This window comes from Streptococcus sp. SN3, assembly GCF_030439905.1.
In genome coordinates, this window is record NZ_JAQFJF010000007.1 from 83,469 (window position 1) to 108,210 (window position 24,742).

Consider the following 24,742-nt stretch of genomic DNA (forward strand, 5'->3'; position numbering starts at 1 on the left):
GATAAGCTATTAATCATTTGGAAAACGATAACATTCCATCCTCTATTATATGAAAATTATCCGCATATCGCAATGTATACGGATAATTCCCACTTAATTTTTTTATAGTAAAGCTTTAAATTGAATGTTTGAATCATGCTCAAAGCAATCATCAAAGCCACGTGGGTGATGATATTCAATCCTGTCTTTGTCTTGCGGATAGGTATATTTACCACCGACTTCCCAGATGAATGGATGGAATTGATATTGAAGGCGCTCTTTACGCATCTTCCACAAGGCTAAAATCTCGTCCGTTGAAGCCATGAAGTTAGACCAAATATCATAATGAACTGGAATAATAACTTTGGCACGAAGGTTTTCAGCCATACGAAGCAAATCAATCGAAGTCATCTTATCTTGAATACCGATTGGGTTATCACCATAGTTATTAATAGCCACATCAATCTTGAAATCTTTTCCGTGTTTGGCAAAATAATTTGAGAAGTGCGAATCTGCACCATGATAAATTGTACCACCTGGCGTTTCAAAAATATAATTGACTGCTTTACGCGCCATTTCTTCATCTGTTACAGGCAGACCTTTCAGTTCACCATCTTGGGCATCAGCACCATCAACTGGAAGTGTTACCAAGCAAGTTCGGTCGAAAGATTCCACAGCTGATACTTTAATATCTTTAAACTCAAAACTTTCGCCGGGTTTAATCACGATGATACGTTCTTCTGGGACACCCCATTTTTTCCAGATTTCGCCACATTCATAAGGTCCGACAAATTTAACATGATTCAATTTCGGATTGTTGACAATCGCTGCTGCAGTATTGATATCAATATGGTCACTGTGAAAATGCGATACCAGATAATAGTCCAACTCATTAATCATAAATGGATCAATCACCATTGGCTGCACACGCAGATTTGGCTGCAATTTACGTACGCCTGCCATATTTGCCATTTGATGTCCCCGCACCATATCTTTGACCTTTTTAGTTGATTTTCCGCGGTTAGACCAAAGATCCATGACCACATTAGCTCCGCCTGGCGTCTTAATCCAAACACCACAATTCCCTAACCACCACATAGCAAAGTTACCTTCAGGCACTACTTCTGCTTCAATTTCTTCGTTAAGCCAAGTGCCCCATTCTGGGAAAGTACTTAAAATCCAAGATTCCCGAGTAATTTCGTTTACGTTTGGCATGATCGTTCCTCCTCAAGATAATGTTATATTTCTATCTTTAGTATAAGCTGCTCTAAGAGAGAAAAAAAGACCAAATAAAACACAAGGCTGTGTTCAAGATTGGACTATTTTTAGTACCTAAAAAAGCCGGGAATTCTATCCCTAGCTAGTCATCCATTCTTTCATTCTTCCGTTGAAGTTGATAATAATTCTTCGTTTACAAGTTTTTGAATTTTATTTTTCAGTTCTTGTGTCCGAGCTGAATCTTTGATGTAAGACGCTAAAAGGTGCTCTAACTCTTGACTAAATCGTACTCCTTTAGTCGAAAGAGCTTGATCTTTGACAAAAGAAGTAATATTCAATACGTCCTCGTAATCCAAAATGGGCTGAACCTGGATCGTTGGCAGAGTGGTTTCCAAGCCGTCATTTGTCGTAATTAATAAATCCACATCTAAAATGTCTTCGACGCTTTTGAATTGTTCTGTCGTAAAAACAGCACTTAAATTTTCATTTGGTAAATGATACAAGCACTGTTTGAGTAGCAATTTCTGCACAGCTACTCCTTCATCACAGACTAAATAAATCCGTTTGGCATCTTGTTTTTCAGCACGATTATGTTTTAAGAATCCACCCATGTGCAAGGCAAGGTAAGCAACTTCATCATCGGTTAATGAAATAAGCCAAGCTTCCTCTAAAATCACAGAACAAGACTTAGTGACTGCAAACAAATCTGCATATTTTTCCTTGATCTGTCGTGTCAATGGATTTTTAGACAGAATGCCGTAGGTTTTACGAAATAGTAGAGCTTTGCAATGCATCAATAAATTTCGCAACAAATCTTCTTTATTTTCAATTTCAAAGTGTGAACTAACTTCAAAACGCCAGATAAACTCATCAATCGCTTCTTTTAATTGGACAAAATCTTGACTGGTTGCATGAATATCCCGATCTTTCCGGTAAGAAAGCAAAAGAACAGTTAAGAGTGAAATCTCAATATCATTTAATTTCAAGCCAAATGTCGCCCCTAAATTGTTATTCAAATGTTTAGCTGCTTGATACTCAATCCGCTTGCGAATCAAGGTAAACTCACGCTTCAAATCTTCCTGTTCTTCCTCACTTAAAGCCATATTTCGACAACTCAACAGAAGATATGGCAAGACTTGCAACATAAATTTGATTTCATGGCGATTGATTTTCTTACCTAAGTCTTGCTCTACATCTTGTACCCTTTGGTTAAGAAAGTCTTGTAAATCATCCGACAGAAGAATCTCATCACCAACAAAATTCTTTATCTTCTTTGTTAAAATCGTAACAAAACTATGATTTCCCTCTGCAAAAATGTGATACAAGAGAGAATGTACATATTGGATTTTATTGAGTGGATGACATTTCAAAAGATATCCTTGCGCTTTTGTGGATGTCAGGTTGACTTGATACTGCTCTGAAGCTAACTGATTGCGGATTTCATTCAAATCATTGAGAACGGTATTCCGAGACACCTCGGTCAATTCCATCAGTTTTTCAATGGTGACACGCTTGTTTGCAACACAAATATACAGAACAGTCAACTGCATGCGCTCGGTCATGCTCATGACATAACTATAAGAATCGACTCCTTCCAGCAAGGATTGGCATAATTCTTTTTGCTGTGCAGTTAAGACAATCCCTACCCTCGGACGATTGCTAATCATTTCACCAACCTCTGCCAAAGCGTCATTGATTTTTTCCAAATGATAATAAATCTTCCTCCGCGATTGATTGGTTGCCCGTGAAATCGTCATAATCGTTTCTGGCTCTTTCAGCTGAATGAGGTATCTTAGTAAGTCACAGCTTGTCTGGTCCAATAGTATCATCATTTACTCCTTGAAAGGGACTGTAAATTATTATAACATCTTTTCACACATCTTCCTACGAGATTGAAACGAGTCCATCTGTTATTTTGGTTATCTTTGAGTTTGTTGCGGAAGCAGAATGAGAAAAGCAGGGTGTGGAACTGCCAACCATGACACTCTGAATCATAGTAATCGTTCCACCCCTTGATAGGTTTCTTATCGTCGTTCTTACTTTTTCTGTCCGTAGTAAGCATTCTTGCCATGTTTCCGCAGGTAATGCTTATCTTTGAGCTCTTGCGGTACTTCTGCAACAGTTGGATTGATAGCTTCCGTATAGCGTGCCATGCGAGCAGCTTCTTCAAGTACGACTGCATTATAAACAGCAGACTTTTCATCCTTCCCCCAAGCAAATGGTCCGTGGTTGCGGACGGTTACACCTGCTACTGCGAGTGGATCTAAGCTACGCTTGGCAAATTCTTCAACAATGACTTTACCAGTTTCTTTTTCATACTCGCCATTGATTTCTTCAGTTGTCAAAGCACGAGCGCAAGGAATAGCACCGTAGAAAGTGTCAGCATGCGTCGTGCCATAACAAGGAATATCACGTCCTGCTTGAGCCCAAGCCACACCTTCTGTCGAGTGCGTATGGACAATGCCGCCAACCTCTAGGAATGCTTTATACAACTCAACATGCGTCGGCAAATCTGATGACGGATTGAGATCACCTTCGACAATATTGCCATCCAAATCTGTCACAACCATATTTTCTGGAGATAGATTTTCATACGCCACACCAGAAGGTTTGATGGCAATCAAACCTTTCTCGCGGTCAATCGCCGAAACATTTCCCCAAGTAAACTTCACTAATCCGTGCTCTGGAAGCTCCATATTGGCTTTATAAACACGTTCTCGTAATTCTGGTACTAACATTCTCATAACCCTGCTTTCTCAATGAGTGGATAAAGGAAATCCTGCGCTTCTTTGATAGCTGCTTTGGTTTCTTCCACCGTTTCACAATTTTCAGACCACATTTCAATCAAAAACGGTCCTTGGTAGTTGGTTTTTTTCAAAACGGCAAACATTTCTTCCCAGTTGACACAACCTTTGCCAAAAGGTACATCTCGAAATTGCCCTTTAGAATGCTCCGTCACGGCATAGGTATCTTTTAAGTGCAGCGCAGCAATTGCCTGATGACCAAGGTAAAATTCACTCCAAAGGTCATTATGCCAAGCAGAAACATTACCTGTATCTGGATAGACAAAGAGATAAGGCGAATTGATTTCTTTCGCCACAGCCAGATATTTTTCAATGCTGTTGATAAATGGGTCATCCATAATTTCAATCGCCAGCATGACCTGCGCCTGCTCAGCCCAATCACATGCTCGTCGCAGATTTTTTAAGAAACGAACGCGTGTTTCAGGTGATTTTTCTTCATAATAAACATCATAGCCGGCTAATTGAATGACCCGCACGCCTAAATCCTGTGCTAATTCGATACATTGTTTCATCGTTTCAAGCGATTTGGCTTCTAGTTCAGGATTGTTTGAGCCTAATGGATAACGCCGATGACCGCTAAAGCATATGCTGGGAATCCGCACACCAGTATCATAGATGGCTTTGACAAGCTCTAGACGTTCTTTTTTGGACCAAGTGAGACGTGCCAGCCGAGCATCTGACTCATCAACCGACATTTCCACAAAATCAAAGCCCATTTCTTTGGCAAATTCTAACCGTTCTTGCCAAGAAAAATGCTTCGGTGTCGCCTTTTCATAAATTCCAATCGGACGTGCCATGACTTACCCCCAGATTCGCTTGATTTCGTCTTTGAAAGCACGCGCTGCTGCTGCTGGATTTTCAGCTTCTGTTATTCCGCGTCCAGCAATAAAGGTAAAGACATCCACTCCTTCAAAGAGTTTGAGAGTATCCACATTCAAACCACCTGTCACAGACACACGGAAACCCATTTCAATCAATTTCTTAACTTTATTGAGATCTTTTTCACCCCAAGTTTCGCCGGCAAGAAGGGCATCGCGTGATTGGTGATAAATGGCTTGCGAGATACCAGCATCCAACCAAGTCTGAGCTTGCTCATAAGTCCAATCACCGTAGAGCTCAATCTGAATTTCACCGCGTTCACCGCGTTCTTCTTGTATAGCTTTCAGGGCTGCTTTCATGGTTGGAATCGTCGCACAACAAATGCAAGTCATCCAATCCGCACCGCGTACGGCATTATTTTTAGCAACTGTCCCACCAGCGTCAGCACATTTAGTATCAGCTACGATGATTTTATCAGGAAATAAACTACGCAGCACTTCTACCAACTCACTGCCGACTTGCAAGAGGCAAACCGTTCCTGCTTCAATAACATCTACTTCATGACCCACCGAGACAGCTGCTTTAATAGCTCCTTGCAAATCGGAATGATCCAGTGCAACTTGTAAATTTGGAATATGTTTTGACATCATTTTCTCACTTTCTATTTTCTAATATATTGAAACACAACCATTTACTAACTATCTAAATCCAATCCTTCTAAATAAGGACTATTTTTTGACTCATCAATCAAAGCTAGAACTTCTGCTTCTGTTTGACAAGCTAACAAACGATCAATAGAATTTTCCAATTCAAAAAGAGCAATGATTTGTGGAATTGCAACACTCGTATGAATTTTTGAACTCGTTGCTGCAAGAGCTAACAAAACACTCACGCCTTTTCCGTCCGAGAAAGTTACAGGCTCTTTCAACGTCACCAAAGAGAAAGCATCTCTTTGAACACCAGCTTCTGGTCGTGCATGCGGCATAGCCATACCGGGCATCAAAATATAGTAAGGACCATATCCTTCTGTGGATTCGATGATAGCATCATAATATTCAGGCTTAACAGCTCCACTTTCAATCAAAGGGTCAACAGCAAGTTTGACCGCTTCTTGCCAAGTTGAAGCAGAAAGACCTAAACGAATGGAGTTGTTTTCAATCAATGCTTGCTTTAGGTTCATCATGTTTCCTTTCATCAGTTATAAGAATAAGAAAAAGTCCTTTTCTAAAGAAACTACCGCTTCCTATCCGTTCTAACATTTTCGTCCAAGTTCTATTCTTGTTAAGTGAATGAGGCTAGAGCGTTTGCTCTAAGCCCCTCATCCTTTCCTATTGTATCAATCTTATGACAAGGTCAGTCGTCCTCATCACTCTAGTACCTGAGACAATTTTTCAGTAATTTCTTTGTCATCCATCAGATTATCCAGACCAATCAATTTACCATTTGTCCGTCCATCCAATTCATGAATCAAATGAAGAGAAGCAATGACAATATCATAACCAGAAGCAAGGCTTTTTGCTTCTCCAACACTACAAGAATTGACGGTAAAATCTGTTTGTCCTAATTTTCGCAGAGCATTTTCTACTTTCATCTTAATCACCATAGATGAGCCCATGCCATTTCCGCACGCTGTTAATACCTTAACCATATTATTTTCCTCCAATATTTAAATCTATTTTTATTCTTCTGCTTGAACATCACCACGATAGTAGGCTTCCTTGTCTTTTGCTTTGGCAAATTGTAGTTGCGGAATAATCAGCAAGAATACACAAACAAGAATGTAACCTACAATGCCAAGATATTTGAAAAGATAACCAAAACCAAGCCAAGGGAATTCAAAGTCAATATTTCCATGGTAACCACCGTAAGAAGCCAGACCGAGAAGTGCCACACAGAGAGCACCAAGCGCTACTTGCAATACACCTGAAATAAAGGACAGGATAACCGCCGCTTTCCAGCCACCACGCTTATCCGCATAAACTGCAATCGCTGCATTATCAAAGAATACTGGAACGAAACCAGTGATAATGAGAATTGGATTCTTAAAGATAATTAAGAGCATAATGGTAATCAATTGACCAATTAAGCCAAAAGCAAATCCTGAAAGCACCGCATTTGGTGAACCAAAACCATAAGAAGCTGCAACGTCCACAGCTGGGAATGAACCAGGAAGCAATTTGTTAGAGATACCTTGGAAGGCATTCGTCAATTCTGCTACAAACATCCGCACCCCTTGCATCAAGACAAAGAGATAAACTGAGAAAGTAAAGGCTGTTTGAATGATATACATGTAAAAATCTTGCTTAGCAGGGTTGTAAACTGTACCTGATGTAATGACTTTTGCATTGGACATGATATCGGGGCCCAAAATTAAGAGAATAGCTCCAAAGAAAACCAACATCAACGTCGCCGAAGCAACCACTGTATCATGGAAAATAGACAAGAATTTTGGCAACTTCAAATTGTCAAGATTTTCTTCTTTCTTGCCAAATTTGTCTGCAACTTTATCCACAAACCAAATCGCAAATTGTTGTTGGTGACCAATCGCAAAACCACCGCCACCAGTTAAACGTTGTGTTGCTTCTACTGTCATATTGGAGCTGACTGCCCAGTAAAGTCCACAGATGACACCGATTGCCAGCACGCCCCAGCTATTACGCAATTGAGGAACAAGGAGAAGAACCATCAATGAAACAGTCGCTGCTTGTTGAACCATGATATGACCTGTAATGAACAGCGTCCGTACTTTCGTAATTTTCCGAAGAGCAACGAGCAGGATATTGACACCAAAACCAATCAACAGCGCCGTTGTTGCTGCTCCGACAAAGTTTGGAAATTCTTCTGCAATCTTTGTATTTGCCGCTGTCAATCCAAAGTAAGGGTCAATTACCGCTGCACCAATCTTAAACTTAAAGTTCAGAGCCGCTAAAATCGGACGGAAAGTTGTTACCAAACCTCCAGCCCCAACGTTCAACAGCATATAACCAACTGTCGCTTTGATGAAACCAGCATAGACATCATGCGCTGGTTTTTTCAATAACGCATAGCCAATGAGAACCAAAAGACCTACAAAGAAGGCTGGATTCTGCAAAATATTTTGCGAGAACCAGTTCAGAATGTTTAAAATGATGTTCATTTTAACTCTCCTTTTTTCTATTTTATTTGTTCTTTCTAAGTCTATTATAAAAGATGTAAGCGGTAACAAAAAGACCAAGAATTACACAAGCAACTGTTCACTCTTGGACCTGAAAATTAAGCACACTTAAAAACGCCGGAAATCCGCTCCGGCGTTACCCTTCTGTTTATTTTTTAGTTTGATACTCTTTCGCTTCTTCGATAACTAATTCATCATCTTTCAAATCTGCAAGAAGATGTTTCGCATCTAAATGATCAAGATGATAGTCTGTTACCTTATCACGGATTTGTTGCTCAATCACACGACGAAGCGGACGAACACCCATAACTTCATCATATCCCTCTTCTGCTAGATAATGTTTGGCTGCATCTGTTACTGTTAACGTGATGTCTTTCTTGGCAAGTGTTTGGTTGACTTCATCCAACATCAAGTCGACGATTTCAGCTAAATCCTCTTTACCAAGATGAGAGAATTCAATGACTGCATTGAAGCGATTCAAGAATTCTGGGCGGAAGTATGGTTTTAAGCGATCCATAATCTTCCTATCCTTTTCCTCATCACCAGTAAAGCTTTCATACCCAAATCCAGCATTTGATGTAGCAATAATAACTGTATTCTTAAAGTTGACAGTATTTCCTTGCCCATCTGTCAAACGACCATCATCCAAAACTTGTAGTAACAATGTGATGACTTGTGGATCGGCTTTTTCAATTTCGTCCAGCAAGATGATAGAGTAAGGATTCCGACGAACACGTTCTGTCAACGTGTTACTATTGTCATCATACCCCACATAACCAGCTGTTGTACCAATCAACTTCGACACAGCTGTGCGGTCAGAGTATTCAGACATGTCCAAACGGATAATGGCTTCTTTAGTACCAAACATATCAAGCGCTAATTGCTTCGCTAGCTCTGTTTTTCCAACACCAGTTGGGCCGACAAAGAGGAAGCTACCAATCGGACGATTTCCTTCATCAAAACCTGCACGATTCCGACGAATAGCGCGCGCCACTGCTTCAACTGCTTCGTTTTGTCCAATGACTTTTGTCTTCAATCGCGCATTCATCTCTTTCAACCGTTCAATATCACTAGTCCCCATTTGGGAAACAGGAATGCCCGTCATACGTTCTACAGATTCTGCTACATCATTGACAGTTGCAGTCACCTTCATGTCTTCCGTATGATTTTCAATCTTTTTTTCTAGCTCTTCAATACGCATCTTGGCATTCAAAGCAGTTTCAAAGTCTTCTTTTTCAACAGCAGCTTCTTGCTTTTTCTTTTGCTCTGCAATTTCACGTTCCACTGTATGCACATCTGTAACAGGATGTTGAGCTGCTAAATGAGCCGCTGTCACATCCACTAGGTCAATCGCTTTATCTGGCAAGCTGCGTTGTGGAATATATTGAATAGAGAAGTCCACGGCAGCTTTTAACACTTCATCTGGCAAGATGACATTGTGGTGTTTTTCGTATAAATCACGAATTCCTTGCAAAATCTTGTAAGTATCTTCTGCAGATGGAGCATTGACTTTTACTTCATTGAAACGACGAGCTAAAGCTGCATTCTTCAAAATGGTATTTCGGTATTCATCCTGAGTCGTCGCACCGATAACTGTCAGTTCACCACGAGATAAAGCCGGTTTCAAAATATCTGCTAGACCTTTTGATCCACTATCACCGCCTGTGCTTCCAGCGCCGAGAATTTGATGAATTTCATCAAAGAAGAGAATGATATTGCCGGCCTCTTTCACTTCAGATACTAAATTTTGAATATTTTCTTCAAAACTACCACGATACTGTGTACCTGCTTCTAAACCAGAAATATCAATAGAAACAATCTCTTTATTCTTAATGGCTGCAGGAACATCCCCATTAACGATCGCTTGTGCTAAACCTTCGACAACTGCGGTCTTACCAACCCCAGCATCTCCAACTAGTACTGGATTATTTTTCGTCCGCCGAGAAAGGATTTCAGCCGTTTCTTGAATTTCCTTATTGCGTCCAATAACAGGATCTAACATATCTTGACGCGCTTCTTCTGTCAAATTACGCCCTAACTTTGCTAAAATACCATCTTGTTTGAGTCCACCTGCTTGCCCCTGCATTTGTGATGTCTGACCTTCCGCTACTTGCTTCGGTAATTTACCTGTTGCACGATATTGTGCAAATTCTTCCGGTGTCACTTCACGTCCATTGATAAGATAACGCCGATTTTCACTGTTAAAACCGCCCATTCTTCCCATCAATTGATTGAAAAGATCATCCATATTATCAAAGTTGTTATAGTTATTGTTCATATCTGCACCTCGCTTATGTTTTACATAATTTTTGAAACTGCTTAAAATATAAGACAAAGTGAGCAACTCTATCTTTTGGATTTATATTTATAAAAGGCAGTTTAATAGTTTACATAATTTTTGCTCTCTCCCAAAATAGAGATGAAATTCTTTTAGCAAAATACCTCTAGAAATTCATCTTGTTTTGGTGAGTGTAACGGACTTCGTCTCTTTCCGTTTACAATTGTAATTATATCTTGTTACACACAAAAAGTCAATAGATTTTCGTAAAAAATTACATAATTTTTTATATTTTGAACTATAATCTTAACAATAGTTTTTCTAATTTCATTTTCCACAATTTCACCAAAATTAACTTTTTTACTTTATATCAATGCTACAAAAAATCACCAAGTACTTTACTCGATGATTCTTCTTTTTATTCTACTGTAACAGATTTAGCAAGGTTTCGTGGTTTATCTACATCTAAACCGCGATGCAAAGTTGCAAAATAAGCAATCAACTGTGTCGGCACGACCATAGAAATTGGTGACAGATATGGATGAACAGACATTAAAACAATATCGTCCCCTTCTTTTGCTACATTTTCTTCTACAACGGTCAAAACATTTGCACCACGCGCCACAACTTCTGATACATTGCCGCGAGTATGACTGGCCAATTGCTCATCGGAAGAAATCAAGGTTATTACTGGCGTACCGTCTTCAATCAAAGAAATCGTTCCATGTTTTAACTCTCCAGCAGCAAATCCTTCACACTGGATATAGGAAATTTCTTTTAATTTTAGGCTGGCTTCCATAGCAACATAATAGTCTTGTCCTCGACCGATATAGAAAGCATTGCGTGTTGTCGCGAGTAACTCATGTACTTTTTCGTCAATACTGTCTTTTTCAGATAGCGTAGCCTCAATGGCTTGCGCTACAATGGATAATTCGTGTACTAAATCAAATTGCTTTGCTTTTTCATTGCCGTTGGCATCTCCAACTGCTTTTGCTAGAAAAGCCAGAGTCGCAATCTGTGCCGTATAAGCCTTAGTTGAAGCAACAGCAATTTCTGGTCCAGCATGCAGCAACATCGTGTGAGTCGCTTCACGAGACAAAGTTGAACCCGGTACATTGGTCACCGTCAAACTTGGAATCCCCATAGCATTGGCTTTGACCAAGACCTGACGGCTATCAGCCGTCTCACCAGATTGGCTAATCAGGATAAACATTGGTTTCTTGCTCAGTAATGGCCATCTGTAGCCCCATTCTGAAGAAATCCCTAATTCCACAGGTGTGTCCGTCAATTCTTCTAGCATCCGCTTGGTTGCAAATCCAGCATGATAAGAAGTTCCAGCCGCTAAAATATACAACCGATCAGCTTCTTGAACAGCTTTGATAATAGCTGGATCGACAACTACTTGATCATTATCATCTGTATATGCCTGAATCAGCTTACGCATCACGGTCGGTTGCTCATCAATTTCTTTGAGCATATAGTAAGGATAAGTGCCTTTGCCAATATCTGATAAATCAAGTTCCGCAGTATAACTATCGCGCTCAATTGGATTCCCGTCATAGTCCTGCACTTCTACGCTGTCAGCGGTCACAATTACCAGTTCTTTATCATGAATTTCCATGTATTCGCTGGTTTCACGAATCATCGCCATAGCATCCGAACAGACCATATTGTAGCCTTCTCCCAGGCCAATTAAGAGCGGTGATTTATTTTTCGCCACATAGATCACGTCTGCATCCTCTGCATCCATTAAAGCAAAAGCATAGGAACCTTCAATGATGTGGAGCGCTTTTTTAAAAGCATCTAGTACTGAGAGCCCGTCCTCTTCAACAAATTTTCCAATCAAGTGAACCGCAATTTCTGTATCTGTCTGACCCTTCAAATCATGTTCAGCAAGATACGTATTCTTAATATCTAGGTAATTTTCGATAACACCATTATGCACTAAAACAAAGCGTCCAGTTTGAGACGTATGCGGATGCGCATTGCTTTCACTTGGTTTTCCGTGCGTTGCCCAACGTGTATGCCCAATACCAGCCGTTCCAGCTACATCAATCCCGATTTTTGAACGAAGGTCGGCAATACGACCAACTGATTTGACTAAGCTAGATGTTTTCCCATTTGTCACAAAAATTCCCGCTGAATCATATCCCCGGTATTCTAATTTTTCTAGACCCTGCATTAAAATATCTGTTGCATTCCGATTCCCAACTACTCCGACAATTCCACACATACTATTATTTCTAGCAAACGACTTTCAGAAGTCTGCCATCTCCTTCTTTGATTTTTTAAATTGGTATAGTCTAATAATAGCTATACAAAACAAGCTAAGTCAGTATATAATTTTATTGTGAATTTGTCAACAATAAAATTGGTATAGTTCAAAAAAGAAAGGCGGTGCAACCAAGAGACTTCAAAAGCAAATTTAGTTGTCTTCTATAAACAAAAAAGTAATCTGCTCTAAACGTTTTCTTTACAACATCAAAGTATACTTTTGGCATAGTCTATTGAACATTCAATCTATGATCTAAATAATCCGCTACTTCATAACCAGAAACAAAAAGACTGGATAAAACCAGCCTTTTCTTCCATATGATTGCTCTAGGTTCAATCTTTTAACATTTCATTTTTGATTTTTAAATCGTTCAACATCACGAGCAATAACCAATTCTTCATCCGTTGGAATAACCAGCACTCGAACCTTGGAATCTGGCATTGAAATATCTCCATAGTTACCAAAAACATTCTTTTCTGGGTCAAGTTCACAACCAAACCAAGAAATTCCCTCAATAACTAATCGACGAATCGTCACAGAATTCTCACCAATTCCAGCGGTAAAGATAATGGCGTCTGCTCCATTTAAAACAGCCAGATACTGACCAATATATTTTTGAATACGATCAACAAAGATGTCATTCGCCAACTGTGCTTTGGCATCACCAGCGCGCATAGCGGCATGAATATCACGCATGTCGCTGGATTTCTCAGATACCCCTAAGAGACCTGACTCACGATTTAAAATACGATTAATATCTTCCGGCGTATTCAAATCTTCTGTATGCTCCATCAGATAAGGAATAATCGCTGGATCAATATCCCCTGTGCGAGTTCCCATCATCACGCCACCTAGTGGAGTAAAGCCCATTGAAGTGTCAACAGATTGACCACCTTTGACTGCTGTAATAGAAGCACCATTCCCAATATGGCAAGTAATTAGTTTCAGATCTTCAAGCGGCTTGCCAAGCACTTTAGCGGCTTCCTTGGCAACATACTGATGACTTGTTCCATGCGCACCATATTTACGCACTTTGTTTTCAGTATAATATTTAGTTGGCAATGGATAACGGTAAGCTTTTTCAGGCATTGTTGTATGAAATGACGTATCAAACACAACGACACTTGTAATGTCTGGCAACAATTCTTTAAATGCACGAATTCCTGCTGCATTTGCTTTGTTATGAAGTGGTGCAAGAAGCGCTAATTCTTCTACTTTTTGAATCACTTCTTCGCTATCCACAAGTGCAGATTCTTTAAAATATTCACCACCTGCAACGACACGATGACCGACACCTGTGATTTCATCATAGGCTTTAATAATATCAAAGCGCATTAGATCATCTAACAAAATTTTAACAGCTTGTGTGTGGTCATCAATATCTAAAATTTGTTTCTCCGCACGACCATCAAATTTGACCGTTGAAATGGAATCTTTGAGACCAATTCGCTCAATTAACCCCTTAGCGATGACCTTTTCAGCTGGCATTTCGTATAATTGCCATTTTAGACTAGAACTTCCGGCATTGATTGAAATTGTTTTTGACATAAATTACCTCTTTTAAGCGTTTTCATTTATTATATCAAAAACTTGTTTAAATTTCACTTTCTTGGCTCCAATTTTGAAACTTTTCGCTAAATGTCAATAAATCCGCTTGATTCTGCAAATCAGATAAAGCATAAACAAATGGTTGGACAGCTTGTTCATCTTGCTTTTTCAGTACAAAAATTGTTTTAGCGTATGCTGCATTTCCAAAAAGAGACTCTGGTAACGCAATCATTGCAACTATTTGTGCATGCTTCTGCAACCAATTTTTTAATAAATCACTTTGTGTGCTAGTCAATAAATCATTTGGTGCAAGGAAAATAGCATAACCATCCGATTTGAGATACTTGAGCGATTGTTCCATTAACAAATGATGAGCATAAGTATGCTCCTGTCTACTAGCCACTTCATAGCGCGTCGCAATGTTATCATCAGGATAAAAGCCAACTGGTAAATCACTGATAATCACATCGCTTTCTTTCAATACTTGCGGGCGCACTGCATCACCTTGCACAAAACTAACTTTTGCATCCATCACATCTGCGATACTGGCTGATATATCAATTAGCAGATCGTCCAATTCCAGTCCTAGATAATCCACATTTTTCTTTGTATTATTGAGAATGGTCTCTGCTAAATTCCCCATTCCGCTACCAATTTCCAGCACATCAATACATCCTTTTTTACTTAATTGATCAATGAGAAAAGTTAGGATAAACCCGATAGAATCCGGAGTAAATTGATGATTAGCTTGCAGAGGCTCTGTTTGAGCCGCTTTCATCAGCAAAAATTGGTATGCTCGTCGCCATTCTTCTTTACCTAATTCCAAAGATTTAAGTGTTTCATTATTTTTTTTGACAATAGCTAGCTCTGTATTTCCATCCAGATAAACCCCATTTTGCTCGACCAAAGCATCATACAAATTCGTCAAAAGAGTGTTTTGGAGCTCCTGGACATTTTCTAACAAAAGCGAATAAGCCTGTTCTATTTTTTCAAAATTCATAGCATCCTCCGCTCCCTATCATACCAAAATTTATCTCTTTTTGCGAGCGAGTCCTCAGTTGCTCACATCTAGTTCTATTCTCACTTATTCGTCTAAATTGTCATTGGTTTGATTGGAATGCATAAGTGGGAAGCGAAATTGATAACGGCGACCAGTGTTCATTGTTACTGTCAGGATGAACTCTTTCTCATCTTTCTGATCTTGCACATACCCCTGTTCAAAATTCCTTTGTTTAGGATTTTCATTTGCTACAGCTGCCATTGCATAAGCCTGTATTCGCTCTCGGTTTAGGGTGAAATTCCTGTGATTTGCAGTTTGCCGATGAAGGTAAAATTGCAAAAGTAAGCTAAAGACAGCTGTTATAAAAAGGGCATAGAGCATAATACCTGCTTTAACTCTTTGTTTCCACACGATAGACGAACTCCCTTTCCAATCCTCGCTTAAATGTCATTCTGATATGAATCAGCTCATTTTTCTGTGAGATTTCTGCTTTTTTCACATTATAAATCATAGGCTGATAGCCTTTCCCATTTGCATTGGTTTTTCTGAAATCTTGTCCACTTGACTTTCCAAATGCAATCGTTTTACCGTCCTGCTTCATGTATAAACGATTATTCTCCACTTTTTCAAATGAAGAACGAATCAATTCCGCTTCTAATTGATGGGCAAACAAAAGCCATTCTCGTTGTTCACTGTGTTGTCGAGCTCGGACCTCCGAAGCCAGAAGACGCGTCATCGATTGAAATAATAGCACACTCCCGCTGATTACAAAGAGGGCAACCAGAGCCTCTAAAAGTGTAAAAGCTTTCACTTTATTTGCCTTGAACACCGACAATCAGCTCCTTCCCATGATAAATCTGGATGCCTTGTTGACTTTTTTTAACACGAACTTCAATACCGTTTATTGTTAAATGGCTTTGCTTTGTTTGTAATGCCATATTAGCCACTCTTAGAACTTCTTCTTTTTTCAGTAAATCATTTTCTGTCTGTCGAGACTGATGGATCTGCCCCAATAACAAGGTCACAATAAACGCAAAAACAGCCAATGCCAATAAAGCTTCTAATAAAATCGTTCCTCTAACGCATTGTTTTCTTAAATTTTCCATTTCCTAGATATAATTGATAGGTAATTGTTTGCTTATTTGTCTGAAAGATAACCTTTCCGAGCGATGAATTACCGCCTGCCCTATCAAAATGAAGTATCAGGCCTTCCGGAGCCTGAATCGAGCGAGGAACTGCCAAATGGTTGTAACCATTGGAAATCCTCTCGCGAGAAAAATTCATGTCCAACTGACTTTGAGCTGCACTACTCAACTTCTGACTTTCCCGATAAAAATGCTCAAACTCTAGAAAGAAAATTTGCTGTTCTACTTGCTCAAACGATGAACGTACTGAACCTGATACAGCAAGCAATAAGAGACTCGTCATAAATAAGGTCAGCAAACTTTCCAAAAGCGTAAAACCTTTAATCTGCAACTGTGCGAGCTTCTTTTGTATGTTTTGCATAATAAGCCTTGTATGATGCTGCTTGCTTGTCTGTAATAGTTCCTTCACTGACTAATTTTGAAAGCGTCGCTTTTTCATTAGTGTGATTCACTTCAAAAAGCTCTGCCTGACTTTCGACAACCTTCACAACAGCTGCATTTCCTTTTTCCGTTACAGCTTCTTTTTGTTTGGTCAAATTCGGAACAAACAAAAGCATCAAAACACTGATGATTAGAAGCACCACTAACATTTCTACCAAAGTGAAAGCTTTTACCTTTATATTTTTAATTTTTTTCATAATTGAACCTCCATATTTTGATAAATTGGCAGCAACATGGCTGCATACAATAAAACAATAACCAGTGCCACAAAAACAAAGACAAGCGGCTGCACTAAGTTCATAGCTTGATTGATCCGACTAAAAAACTTCTCCCACGTTTTTTGAGCATAAACTTCTAATTCACACCCCAATTTGGATTTCACTTCACCGTATTCAATTATCAAACCCAATTCCTTTTTAAAAAACGGGTAGTGTTTAACCACTTGGGAAAATTCCTGACCATTTTGCAGTGCAACTTCTAAGTCTTTTCCAATTTCTTGAAACATAGCAGAGCGTTGCCCTTGCATCATATGAAAAATCTGACTGAGTTCTAAACCTTGACCAATCATATTTCCCCATTCGCGCGCATAATAAGCTGTCAAATACGCTTGAATAAAAGTTCCACAAAAAGGAAGTCGAGCCAAGAAGCTAAACACTACTATTTTTGAGCTTTTTCTAAACCAATAAAAACCTATCGCTAACAAAACAAGCACTACTCCTAATGAACCCAGAAAAATTTGCGGCAACTGACTAATCAGCTGCGTTGCACTATTTTGGCGTTCTAACTGCGGAAGTAAATAATTGCGCAGCCCTAACATAATGAATACTAAAAAAATAAGTAAAATGAATGGATAAGTAGCTACTTCAATTAACTTTTTCTTGACTTTTGAGACATTTTCCAAGTATTCCTCAATCTTATTCAGGCTGAGTGAGAGATTCCCATGTAGCTCTGCCAGTGAAAGCTGGGTGACAACACTATCTGAAAATCCTAAACTAGCCATAATTTCTGAAAAAGGTTTTCCTGTTGCTAAACCCTCTTTCATCTTTTCTACATAGGTTTTTTCTAGCAGGGCACTCCGCTTCAAAAAATCAATCATTTCTGCTAAATGAAAGCCGCTAGAAAAAAGATTATTCAGCAACTCTACGACTTTTTTCTGCCTAACTATGGATAATTTTTTCCGTTTCTGCCTGCTCAAAAGTGATATGTCCTGCTGCATAAAGCTGATCAATCTGCTTATTCCAGTCACTTGGCTCATGCTCTTGATACCTTTCACTGACAAAATCCACTATTCCTCCTTTCGCAATTAACCGTTGGTAGCAAATTCCTTGCAAAACAATTTTCAGCTCTGCTTCTGTCACTCCCAACTCCAGCAACCGTTCATAGACACCTCGTACGCTTTTAGCATGAATAGTTGAAAAAACAGTCACTCCCGTTAAGCTAGCTCGAACAACTGCCCGTGCTGTCTCCGCATCACGAATCTCTCCGATAATCAATAAATCCGGTCGATGCCGAAGAGAAAGTTTAATCAAACTTTCATAAGTTAAACCAATCGCTTCGTTCAGCTGCAGCTGTAACATCCCTGCTTGTTTAATTTCAACCGGATCTTCAATTGACATGATTTGCTGATCGGCAAAACGCTCTTGAGCCAACTGGTGCATGAGAGTAGTTTTACCACTTCCTACCGGTCCTGAAAAAAGGTAAAGCCCTCGCTGTTTGAAACGTTCTTTCAACTCCGGAATTTGAGCAAACCAAAACTTCAGCTCTGCTTCTTCATCATGCAATAGACGAATCACTAGACTTTCATATCCGCGATAATCCCCCACTGTTGATAACCGTAGCGACGTTTTCTTGTCACTATATTGATAATCGCAAGAGCCCAGCTGACTGCGACGTTTTTCTCCCACATTCATCCCAGCAGTAAACTTGAAATGACTGATTACAGCAGCTAGCTCTTCAAATTCATAATTGCGTATAAAACGGCGTTCATCTCCAATTCGCATATACAACTCGTAAACATTTTCCTTCGGAACAAAATAAATGTCCTGTGCTCGTTCTTCCTTAGCCTGACAAATAATAGCCTGTGCAATGTTTTGAACCATATCTCCTCCTCACTTTATATTATTCGCAGAAGAAAATAAAAAAATGATGAAAAATCACCATTTTGTAAATTATTTAAACGTTAGAGAGCAAGCACGATGTTCCTCTTCACTATTTTGTTTATTATAGCCCGGTCTCCATTTCTCTTTAGGAATGACACCATCATTTTCCAATAAAGCGAGAGAATGGTATTGCTGGACAGAATCACTACATTCTTCACACCAGCGCAAATCTTCTGCATCCCAAAAAATGGACATTAAATCACTTCGACTTTTATAGAAAGGAAAAGCAGCTACCAACTTCAGCCATTGGCGCTTATAATACTTTAAAGCAGTATAATAGTCATCAAAATGTTGTATAGATACGATATTAGCTTCCCAGTCATCAAAAAACCACCAAGGCTCATCTTTGCCATACATTTCAATCACACAATACACCTGCTTCACCTCCCTTTGTTCTGTTTATTATATCGGAAATGCTAAATTTTTTAAACAGATATGCTCCATTATACAAGTTTTTCGCCATTTGCTCAAAAATGTAGAAAAAGTGGCATTATTTTGATTAGTACTTTTTCATTCATCAAATAAGAAAACGAGACTCTTCTTAAGCCTCATTTCCAATTTATTAATACAAATCAAGGTAATTATCTACTTCCCATTGGGAAACGAAAGTGGCATAGCTTGCCCATTCGATGCGTTTTGCTTCTACAAAACTTGTATAGATATGACTACCCAAGGCAGCTTTTACAACTTCATCTTCTGTTAGTGCTTTCACCGCATTGTGGAGAGTAGATGGAAGATCCGTAATCCCTGCCTCTTTACGCTCTTCTGCTGTCATAACATAGATATTTTCTTCAATTGGAGCAGGTGCTTCAATTTTATTTTCAATCCCATGAAGTCCAACTTCAAGAAGAACCGCCATAGCGATATAAGGGTTAGCCATTGGGTCAACCGAACGCAATTCCAAACGAGTCCCCATACCGCGTGAAGCTGGCACACGAACAAGCGGAGAACGGTTACGTCCTGCCCAAGCAATATAAACCGGAGCTTCATAGCCTGGAACTAAGCGTTTGTAAGAATTTACAGTCGGGTTCATGATAGCTGTATAATTATAAGCATGCTTAATTAGGCCACCAAGAAAATAGTAAGCTGTTTCTGATAATTGCATACCATTTGGATCTTCTGGATCAAAAAATGCATTTTGACCATCCTGATTAAAGAGCGACATGTTACAGTGCATACCCGAACCGGCAATACCAAATTTTGGTTTTGCCATGAACGTTGCATACAGACCATGCTTGCGAGCAATTGTTTTGACAACCAGTTTAAACAACTGAATCTTATCACAGGCACGAAGTACTTCATCATATTTGAAGTCAATTTCATGCTGACCGATCGCTACTTCATGGTGACTGGCTTCTACTTCAAAGCCCATTGTCGTTAAAACATTGACAATTTCACGACGTGTGTTATCCGCAAGATCCGTCGGAGCAAGGTCAAAATAGCCCCCCTTATCATTTACCTCAAGAGTTGGATCACCATTTTCATCCAATTTGAAGAGGAAAAATTCTGGCTCAGGACCAAGATTGAAAGATTTGAAACCAAGCTCTTCCATGTGTCTCAAAGCACGCTTCAAGTTTCCACGCGGATCCCCTTTAAAGGGAGTTCCTTCTGTTGTATAAACATCGCAAATTAGTCCTGCGACACTGCCATTTTCATCTCCCCAAGGGAAAACAGTCCATGTATCCAAGTCAGGATAAAGGTACATATCTGACTCATTGATACGCACGAAACCTTCGATAGAAGAACCATCGAACATCACTTTGTTGGACAAAACTTTATTCAGCTGTTCATCTGTCGCCGGAATTTCGACATTTTTCATCGTTCCCAAAACATCCGAAAACATCAAACGGATAAAGGTAACATTTTTTTCTTTCACTTCGCGACGAATGTCAGCTACTGTAATTGACATGAGTATCTCCTTATAAAATTTTAAAAATTGATGTTGGTCAATGCATACGACCAAATGGTGGAAGGGAAGAAGCAAAGCGACCTTGTTGCAAAATATCGTTATGAAGGGCTCGACGAACGTCTTTCTCGCTCACTGGCTTTTTATATCTCGCTTCGCGCTCAGCATATTTCCGTTTAATAGCAGCAATATTGTAACCTTCTGAAATGTAATCTTTAATCTCCAACAAGCGATCCATATCATTTAATGAATACATGCGGCGATTTCCTTCATTTCGATCAGGCTTAATCAATTCTTGATCTTCATAATAACGAATCTGACGTGCTGTCAAATCCGTCAATTTCATAACGCTACCAATGGGAAAAACAGCCATATTGCGACGAAATTCCTTTTCCTTCATTGCAAATTCCTTTCTCATGCTCTATTATAGTCCGAAAAATTTTTCCTGTCAAGAATGTATGTTAGGTTTCCTGACATCACTTCTTGTTTTTTAATATCAAAAATTTTCTCAATCGATTTATATCAGAATTGACTAACATGGCAATAAATACCCCCATAAAGGTTTCAAATACCCGTGCAAATACATACAAAATTGTCTCTCCTGTTGGAATTGATAGGGTAATAATCAGCATAGCAGAAACACCACCAATCACTCCTGCCTTATTGTTCATAGCAACATTTGTCATAATGGTTAACATCGTACAAATCGGAACGAGAAGCAAGGTTACCCAAAACTGATCATGAAAAAGCTGATTGATAAGAAAGAAGAACAAAGCATACAAACCGCCAATACTGTTTCCTAAGATACGAGATGTTCCAAAATGAACACTCTTATCAAAATCCTCTCGCAAACTAAAAACAGCTGTTAAAGCGCCAATCTGTAGCCCTTTCCAACCCAAAAATCCAAAAATTAAAAGGACAATAAAAACAGCGATTCCTGTTTTAAAAGTCCGCATTCCTAATTTAAATTTCGATTTATCAAATTTGTACTTTTTAAAATAACCCATTCATACATTTCCTTTTACCTTTATTCTAACATATTTTAGAGAAATTTTGAGGAAAAGAATGATGGTTTCCAAACAGGTCTGTCAAAGCTTTCCTATACTTTTTTTTAGAGAAACTTCACAGACATCTTCTACTTGACCATCACTTCCTATCTTTATCAGTTTTAATCCCGTCAGGATTCCTGAGACAGATGGATAATGAGCAAAACAGTGAAGGTAAAGCAGAGCCCATTTTTTCTTTTGGAACTCGGTTGGCTAATGTCACATGCGGAACCCAGTTTTCAAGAAGATAGGAGGAAGATTGGTCTACATAACTTGCAATCTTTTTATGTAACTCTGCATGAAATGCAGTTAATTCTGACGTTTTAACAGGATTGAGTGTAACAATGGAAGAACCTAGAAAGGACGAAATAGAGCTAAAATTCAAACTTACAGCTGACTAATCTTCGCCATCTCTTCCGAGATTAGCTGGATATCAGCCAAATCTACTTTTTCAAGAGACGAAAAAGTCAAATGTGGTTCCCGATCGACTACTTCATAAGTGTAGTTTGATAGACTATTGACACTCAAACTGCGCCAAATAGAGCGGACTCGTTCTTGGCTATACCTATCTAGAGCTCCTATAATAGTGTACATATCGTTTCTCTGTAAAAGAAAAAGTGGTTGAACCACCTTTCCTCTATTATTTTTTTGTTCTAGCCTTATTTTTCAGTCAATGCTGCAAGACCTGGGAGTACCTTTCCTTCAAGAAGTTCCATAGATGCACCACCACCGCGTCACAAATACTTTCACTAACACAAAAAGGTGAACAAGCCACCTTTTTGTTATCATTTCAGTTTTGCTCCTTTTTCTCCAAAATCAGGATTTTGGAGAGACTAACGGGCTAAAACTTATTTTTCAGTAAGAGCTGCAAGTCCTGGAAGAACTTTACCTTCCAACAATTCCATAGACGCGCCTCCGCCCGTACTAATCCATGAGAATTTATCTGCACGACCAAGGTTGATAGCTGCAGCAGCTGAGTCACCACCACCGATAATTGATTTAACGCCTGGTTGTTTAACGATAGCGTCCATTACACCGATTGTACCAGCTTGGAAATCAGGATTTTCAAAGACGCCCATAGGTCCGTTCCAAACAACTGTTTTAGCACCAGTTAATTCTTGGTCAAATTTAGCGATTGATTTAGGACCGATATCCAAACCAAGGAAGCCAGGGTCTACTGCTTCACCTTCAGTATTTTTCACTTCAGTGTAGTCAGCAAATGCGTTTGCTTCTTTAGAGTCAACTGGCAAAATGAGTTTCCCATTTGATTTTTCAAGAAGAGCTCTAGCAACATCGAGTTTGTCTTCTTCTACAAGTGAGTTACCGATTTCGATGCCTTGTGCTTTGTAGAATGTGTAAGTCATCCCACCACCGATAAGAACTTTATCCGCTTTTTCAAGAAGATTTTCGATAACACCGATCTTATCAGAGACTTTTGATCCACCAAGAATGGCTACGAATGGACGAACTGGATTTTCAACAGCTTCTTTGATATAAGCAATTTCGTTTTCAAGAAGGAAACCAGCAACAGCTTTTTCAACGTTTGCTGAGATACCAACGTTAGATGCATGTGCACGGTGAGCTGTACCGAATGCGTCGTTTACGAAGATACCATCTCCAAGTGATGCCCAGTATTTACCAAGTTCTGGATCATTTTTAGATTCTTTTTTACCGTCAACATCTTCAAAACGAGTGTTTTCAACAAGAAGAACTTCGCCGTCTTTAAGAGCATTAATAGCTGTTTCAAGTTTTTCACCACGGGTAACACCGGGGAAGATAACTTCTTGACCAAGTTTTGCAGACAAATCTGCTGCTACTGGAGCAAGTGATTTTCCTTCCTTATCAGCTTCTTCTTTCACACGCCCAAGGTGAGAGAAGAGAACAGCACGTCCACCATGTTCGATGATATATTTAATTGTTGGCAAAGCCGCAGTAATACGGTTGTCATTAGTGATAACGCCATCTTTCAAAGGTACGTTAAAGTCAACACGAACGAGAACTTTCTTTCCCTTCAAATCAACGTCTTTAACAGTCAATTTAGCCATTTAATCAGACTCCTTATTATTTTTTGTACATGATAATTATATCACAAAAGCGATTAAAAAGGTAGCAAAATCAGACACTTTTCCTGTCTTATTGACAAAGCTCTATCAGCACACTACAATAAAGATAAAAAGGGCAAATCATATGAAACAAACATTATCTATCGTCCAAAAGAAAGTTGACCAAGATTTAAACATCATTGCCATCTTGACTATGCTTCCGCTTATCGGATATTTATTTTTCCAACAAGAAATAACTGACTTCACCCATCAGTCATCGTTTCCCATTTGGCTTCGCCTTCTCTTTCTCGCGATGTGTCAGTTTGGTGCAGCTGGTCTAGGGACTAGTGTCGTTCTGATTCGTCGCAAAGAAAGCTGGAAAGAATATGGATTGGTTACTAAACATTTTCTCCCGTCCTGCGTCCAAACTGCAATCACCTGTCTTCCTTTGCTGCTTTTCCTCATCATTACAGGACAAGTTCACACCTACCTCCCATTTCAATCAATCTCCTTAACGAAAGAAATTCTTGCTAGTTCTTTTCCGACAAACATCTTAGGTTACTTGCTCATTTCTCTTATCTGGGGATTCTGGGAAGGTTTTAATTATGTTGTAATTTCTAGGAAAATCAATCTTCGCTATCCACGTCAAAATAAGAAAATTGACCTTGGTGCCCTCATTTGTGCTTTGATTTGCCTCCTTGTTCATGGAATGATTGGCTTGGATGCGACTTCTCTATTTGAAGCAATCGTCGTATTCATTCTCATTTATGGCATGCTGGTCATTCAGAAACGGACTGGGAATGCATGGAGTTGTATTCTCATCTTTTGCTTCTTTTGGAATGCATTTTAATACTAACCAAAAATCTAATTTTGACGGCCCCTTTTTACACTTGAATCAAAATTAAAATGCGATATACTCGCTATGCAA

The 24,742-nt window shown here is 39.2% G+C and carries 27 protein-coding genes; 1 reads left to right on the forward strand and 26 read right to left on the reverse strand.

Annotated features, from left to right (window positions below):
- Window positions 1–102: 102 nt before the first annotated feature.
- The 26 genes from ulaG to pgk form a co-directional block, all read right to left on the reverse strand.
- Window positions 103–1,194, reverse strand: a complete 1,092-nt coding sequence (ulaG, locus tag PCY71_RS11895) for an L-ascorbate 6-phosphate lactonase (RefSeq protein ID WP_037598157.1) — start codon at window positions 1,192–1,194, stop codon at window positions 103–105.
- 161 nt (window positions 1,195–1,355) lie between these two features.
- Window positions 1,356–3,026, reverse strand: a complete 1,671-nt coding sequence (locus tag PCY71_RS11900; protein ID WP_301412701.1) for a transcription antiterminator — start codon at window positions 3,024–3,026, stop codon at window positions 1,356–1,358.
- 207 nt (window positions 3,027–3,233) lie between these two features.
- Window positions 3,234–3,935 (reverse strand): L-ribulose-5-phosphate 4-epimerase, encoded by a 702-nt coding sequence (locus PCY71_RS11905; RefSeq protein ID WP_037598160.1) that lies wholly within the window; start codon window positions 3,933–3,935, stop codon window positions 3,234–3,236.
- Window positions 3,936–3,937: 2 nt separating this feature from the next.
- Window positions 3,938–4,798: an L-ribulose-5-phosphate 3-epimerase gene (locus tag PCY71_RS11910; protein WP_048800658.1), complete on the reverse strand. Its 861-nt coding sequence runs from the start codon at window positions 4,796–4,798 to the stop codon at window positions 3,938–3,940.
- A gap of 3 nt (window positions 4,799–4,801) precedes the next feature.
- On the reverse strand, window positions 4,802–5,467 hold the full coding sequence (locus PCY71_RS11915; protein ID WP_003032302.1) for a 3-keto-L-gulonate-6-phosphate decarboxylase UlaD: 666 nt from the start codon (window positions 5,465–5,467) through the stop codon (window positions 4,802–4,804).
- Window positions 5,468–5,514: 47 nt separating this feature from the next.
- Window positions 5,515–6,000 (reverse strand): PTS sugar transporter subunit IIA, encoded by a 486-nt coding sequence (locus PCY71_RS11920; RefSeq protein WP_003032306.1) that lies wholly within the window; start codon window positions 5,998–6,000, stop codon window positions 5,515–5,517.
- 186 nt (window positions 6,001–6,186) lie between these two features.
- Window positions 6,187–6,468: a PTS sugar transporter subunit IIB gene (locus tag PCY71_RS11925; protein WP_003032305.1), complete on the reverse strand. Its 282-nt coding sequence runs from the start codon at window positions 6,466–6,468 to the stop codon at window positions 6,187–6,189.
- A 30-nt stretch (window positions 6,469–6,498) separates the two neighbouring features.
- Window positions 6,499–7,956, reverse strand: a complete 1,458-nt coding sequence (locus tag PCY71_RS11930; RefSeq protein ID WP_003070775.1) for a PTS ascorbate transporter subunit IIC — start codon at window positions 7,954–7,956, stop codon at window positions 6,499–6,501.
- 166 nt (window positions 7,957–8,122) lie between these two features.
- On the reverse strand, window positions 8,123–10,252 hold the full coding sequence (locus PCY71_RS11935) for an ATP-dependent Clp protease ATP-binding subunit (RefSeq protein WP_301412690.1): 2,130 nt from the start codon (window positions 10,250–10,252) through the stop codon (window positions 8,123–8,125).
- A gap of 418 nt (window positions 10,253–10,670) precedes the next feature.
- A complete protein-coding gene (gene glmS, locus PCY71_RS11940) occupies window positions 10,671–12,485 on the reverse strand; it encodes a glutamine--fructose-6-phosphate transaminase (isomerizing) (RefSeq protein WP_301412691.1) in 1,815 nt (604 codons plus the stop codon).
- Between the two features lie 390 nt (window positions 12,486–12,875).
- Window positions 12,876–14,075 (reverse strand): acetate kinase, encoded by a 1,200-nt coding sequence (locus PCY71_RS11945; protein ID WP_003070781.1) that lies wholly within the window; start codon window positions 14,073–14,075, stop codon window positions 12,876–12,878.
- A 46-nt stretch (window positions 14,076–14,121) separates the two neighbouring features.
- Window positions 14,122–15,075 carry a class I SAM-dependent methyltransferase gene (locus tag PCY71_RS11950; protein WP_301412692.1) on the reverse strand — a complete coding sequence of 318 codons (954 nt, stop codon included), beginning with the start codon at window positions 15,073–15,075 and terminating at the stop codon, window positions 14,122–14,124.
- An 84-nt stretch (window positions 15,076–15,159) separates the two neighbouring features.
- The gene (gene comGG / locus PCY71_RS11955; protein WP_003070783.1) at window positions 15,160–15,486 is read right to left on the reverse strand and encodes a competence type IV pilus minor pilin ComGG; all 327 of its coding nucleotides are present in this window, start codon (window positions 15,484–15,486) and stop codon (window positions 15,160–15,162) included.
- Window positions 15,467–15,904, reverse strand: coding sequence for a competence type IV pilus minor pilin ComGF (gene comGF / locus PCY71_RS11960; protein WP_003035329.1), 438 nt, complete (start codon window positions 15,902–15,904; stop codon window positions 15,467–15,469). Before comGF ends, comGG begins: the two co-directional genes overlap by 20 nt.
- Window positions 15,888–16,181 (reverse strand): competence type IV pilus minor pilin ComGE, encoded by a 294-nt coding sequence (gene comGE, locus PCY71_RS11965; RefSeq protein WP_219123650.1) that lies wholly within the window; start codon window positions 16,179–16,181, stop codon window positions 15,888–15,890. Before comGE ends, comGF begins: the two co-directional genes overlap by 17 nt.
- Window positions 16,153–16,581, reverse strand: a complete 429-nt coding sequence (comGD, locus tag PCY71_RS11970) for a competence type IV pilus minor pilin ComGD (protein ID WP_219123648.1) — start codon at window positions 16,579–16,581, stop codon at window positions 16,153–16,155. Before comGD ends, comGE begins: the two co-directional genes overlap by 29 nt.
- Window positions 16,541–16,858 carry a competence type IV pilus major pilin ComGC gene (comGC, locus tag PCY71_RS11975; RefSeq protein WP_006269985.1) on the reverse strand — a complete coding sequence of 106 codons (318 nt, stop codon included), beginning with the start codon at window positions 16,856–16,858 and terminating at the stop codon, window positions 16,541–16,543. Before comGC ends, comGD begins: the two co-directional genes overlap by 41 nt.
- Window positions 16,855–17,877: a competence type IV pilus assembly protein ComGB gene (gene comGB, locus PCY71_RS11980; protein ID WP_219123681.1), complete on the reverse strand. Its 1,023-nt coding sequence runs from the start codon at window positions 17,875–17,877 to the stop codon at window positions 16,855–16,857. The genes comGC and comGB overlap by 4 nt, the downstream gene beginning before the upstream one ends.
- Window positions 17,819–18,760: a competence type IV pilus ATPase ComGA gene (comGA, locus tag PCY71_RS11985; RefSeq protein WP_219123646.1), complete on the reverse strand. Its 942-nt coding sequence runs from the start codon at window positions 18,758–18,760 to the stop codon at window positions 17,819–17,821. The genes comGB and comGA overlap by 59 nt, the downstream gene beginning before the upstream one ends.
- A gap of 69 nt (window positions 18,761–18,829) precedes the next feature.
- The gene (locus PCY71_RS11990; protein ID WP_022525692.1) at window positions 18,830–19,195 is read right to left on the reverse strand and encodes a DUF1033 family protein; all 366 of its coding nucleotides are present in this window, start codon (window positions 19,193–19,195) and stop codon (window positions 18,830–18,832) included.
- 187 nt (window positions 19,196–19,382) lie between these two features.
- Window positions 19,383–20,729 (reverse strand): type I glutamate--ammonia ligase, encoded by a 1,347-nt coding sequence (gene glnA / locus PCY71_RS11995; RefSeq protein ID WP_003070792.1) that lies wholly within the window; start codon window positions 20,727–20,729, stop codon window positions 19,383–19,385.
- 37 nt (window positions 20,730–20,766) lie between these two features.
- Window positions 20,767–21,126 carry a MerR family transcriptional regulator gene (locus PCY71_RS12000; RefSeq protein WP_003070793.1) on the reverse strand — a complete coding sequence of 120 codons (360 nt, stop codon included), beginning with the start codon at window positions 21,124–21,126 and terminating at the stop codon, window positions 20,767–20,769.
- 76 nt (window positions 21,127–21,202) lie between these two features.
- Window positions 21,203–21,733, reverse strand: a complete 531-nt coding sequence (locus tag PCY71_RS12005; protein WP_006269975.1) for an aromatic acid exporter family protein — start codon at window positions 21,731–21,733, stop codon at window positions 21,203–21,205.
- Window positions 21,734–21,872: 139 nt separating this feature from the next.
- The gene (locus PCY71_RS12010) at window positions 21,873–22,157 is read right to left on the reverse strand and encodes a 2'-5' RNA ligase family protein (RefSeq protein ID WP_006269982.1); all 285 of its coding nucleotides are present in this window, start codon (window positions 22,155–22,157) and stop codon (window positions 21,873–21,875) included.
- Between the two features lie 2 nt (window positions 22,158–22,159).
- Window positions 22,160–22,366: a hypothetical protein gene (locus tag PCY71_RS12015; protein ID WP_006268044.1), complete on the reverse strand. Its 207-nt coding sequence runs from the start codon at window positions 22,364–22,366 to the stop codon at window positions 22,160–22,162.
- A gap of 254 nt (window positions 22,367–22,620) precedes the next feature.
- Window positions 22,621–23,817, reverse strand: a complete 1,197-nt coding sequence (gene pgk, locus PCY71_RS12020) for a phosphoglycerate kinase (RefSeq protein WP_115263527.1) — start codon at window positions 23,815–23,817, stop codon at window positions 22,621–22,623.
- A 142-nt stretch (window positions 23,818–23,959) separates the two neighbouring features.
- Between pgk and PCY71_RS12025 the strand changes: the two genes are divergently transcribed.
- On the forward strand, window positions 23,960–24,664 hold the full coding sequence (locus tag PCY71_RS12025; RefSeq protein WP_301412693.1) for a hypothetical protein: 705 nt from the start codon (window positions 23,960–23,962) through the stop codon (window positions 24,662–24,664).
- Window positions 24,665–24,742 lie beyond the last annotated feature (78 nt).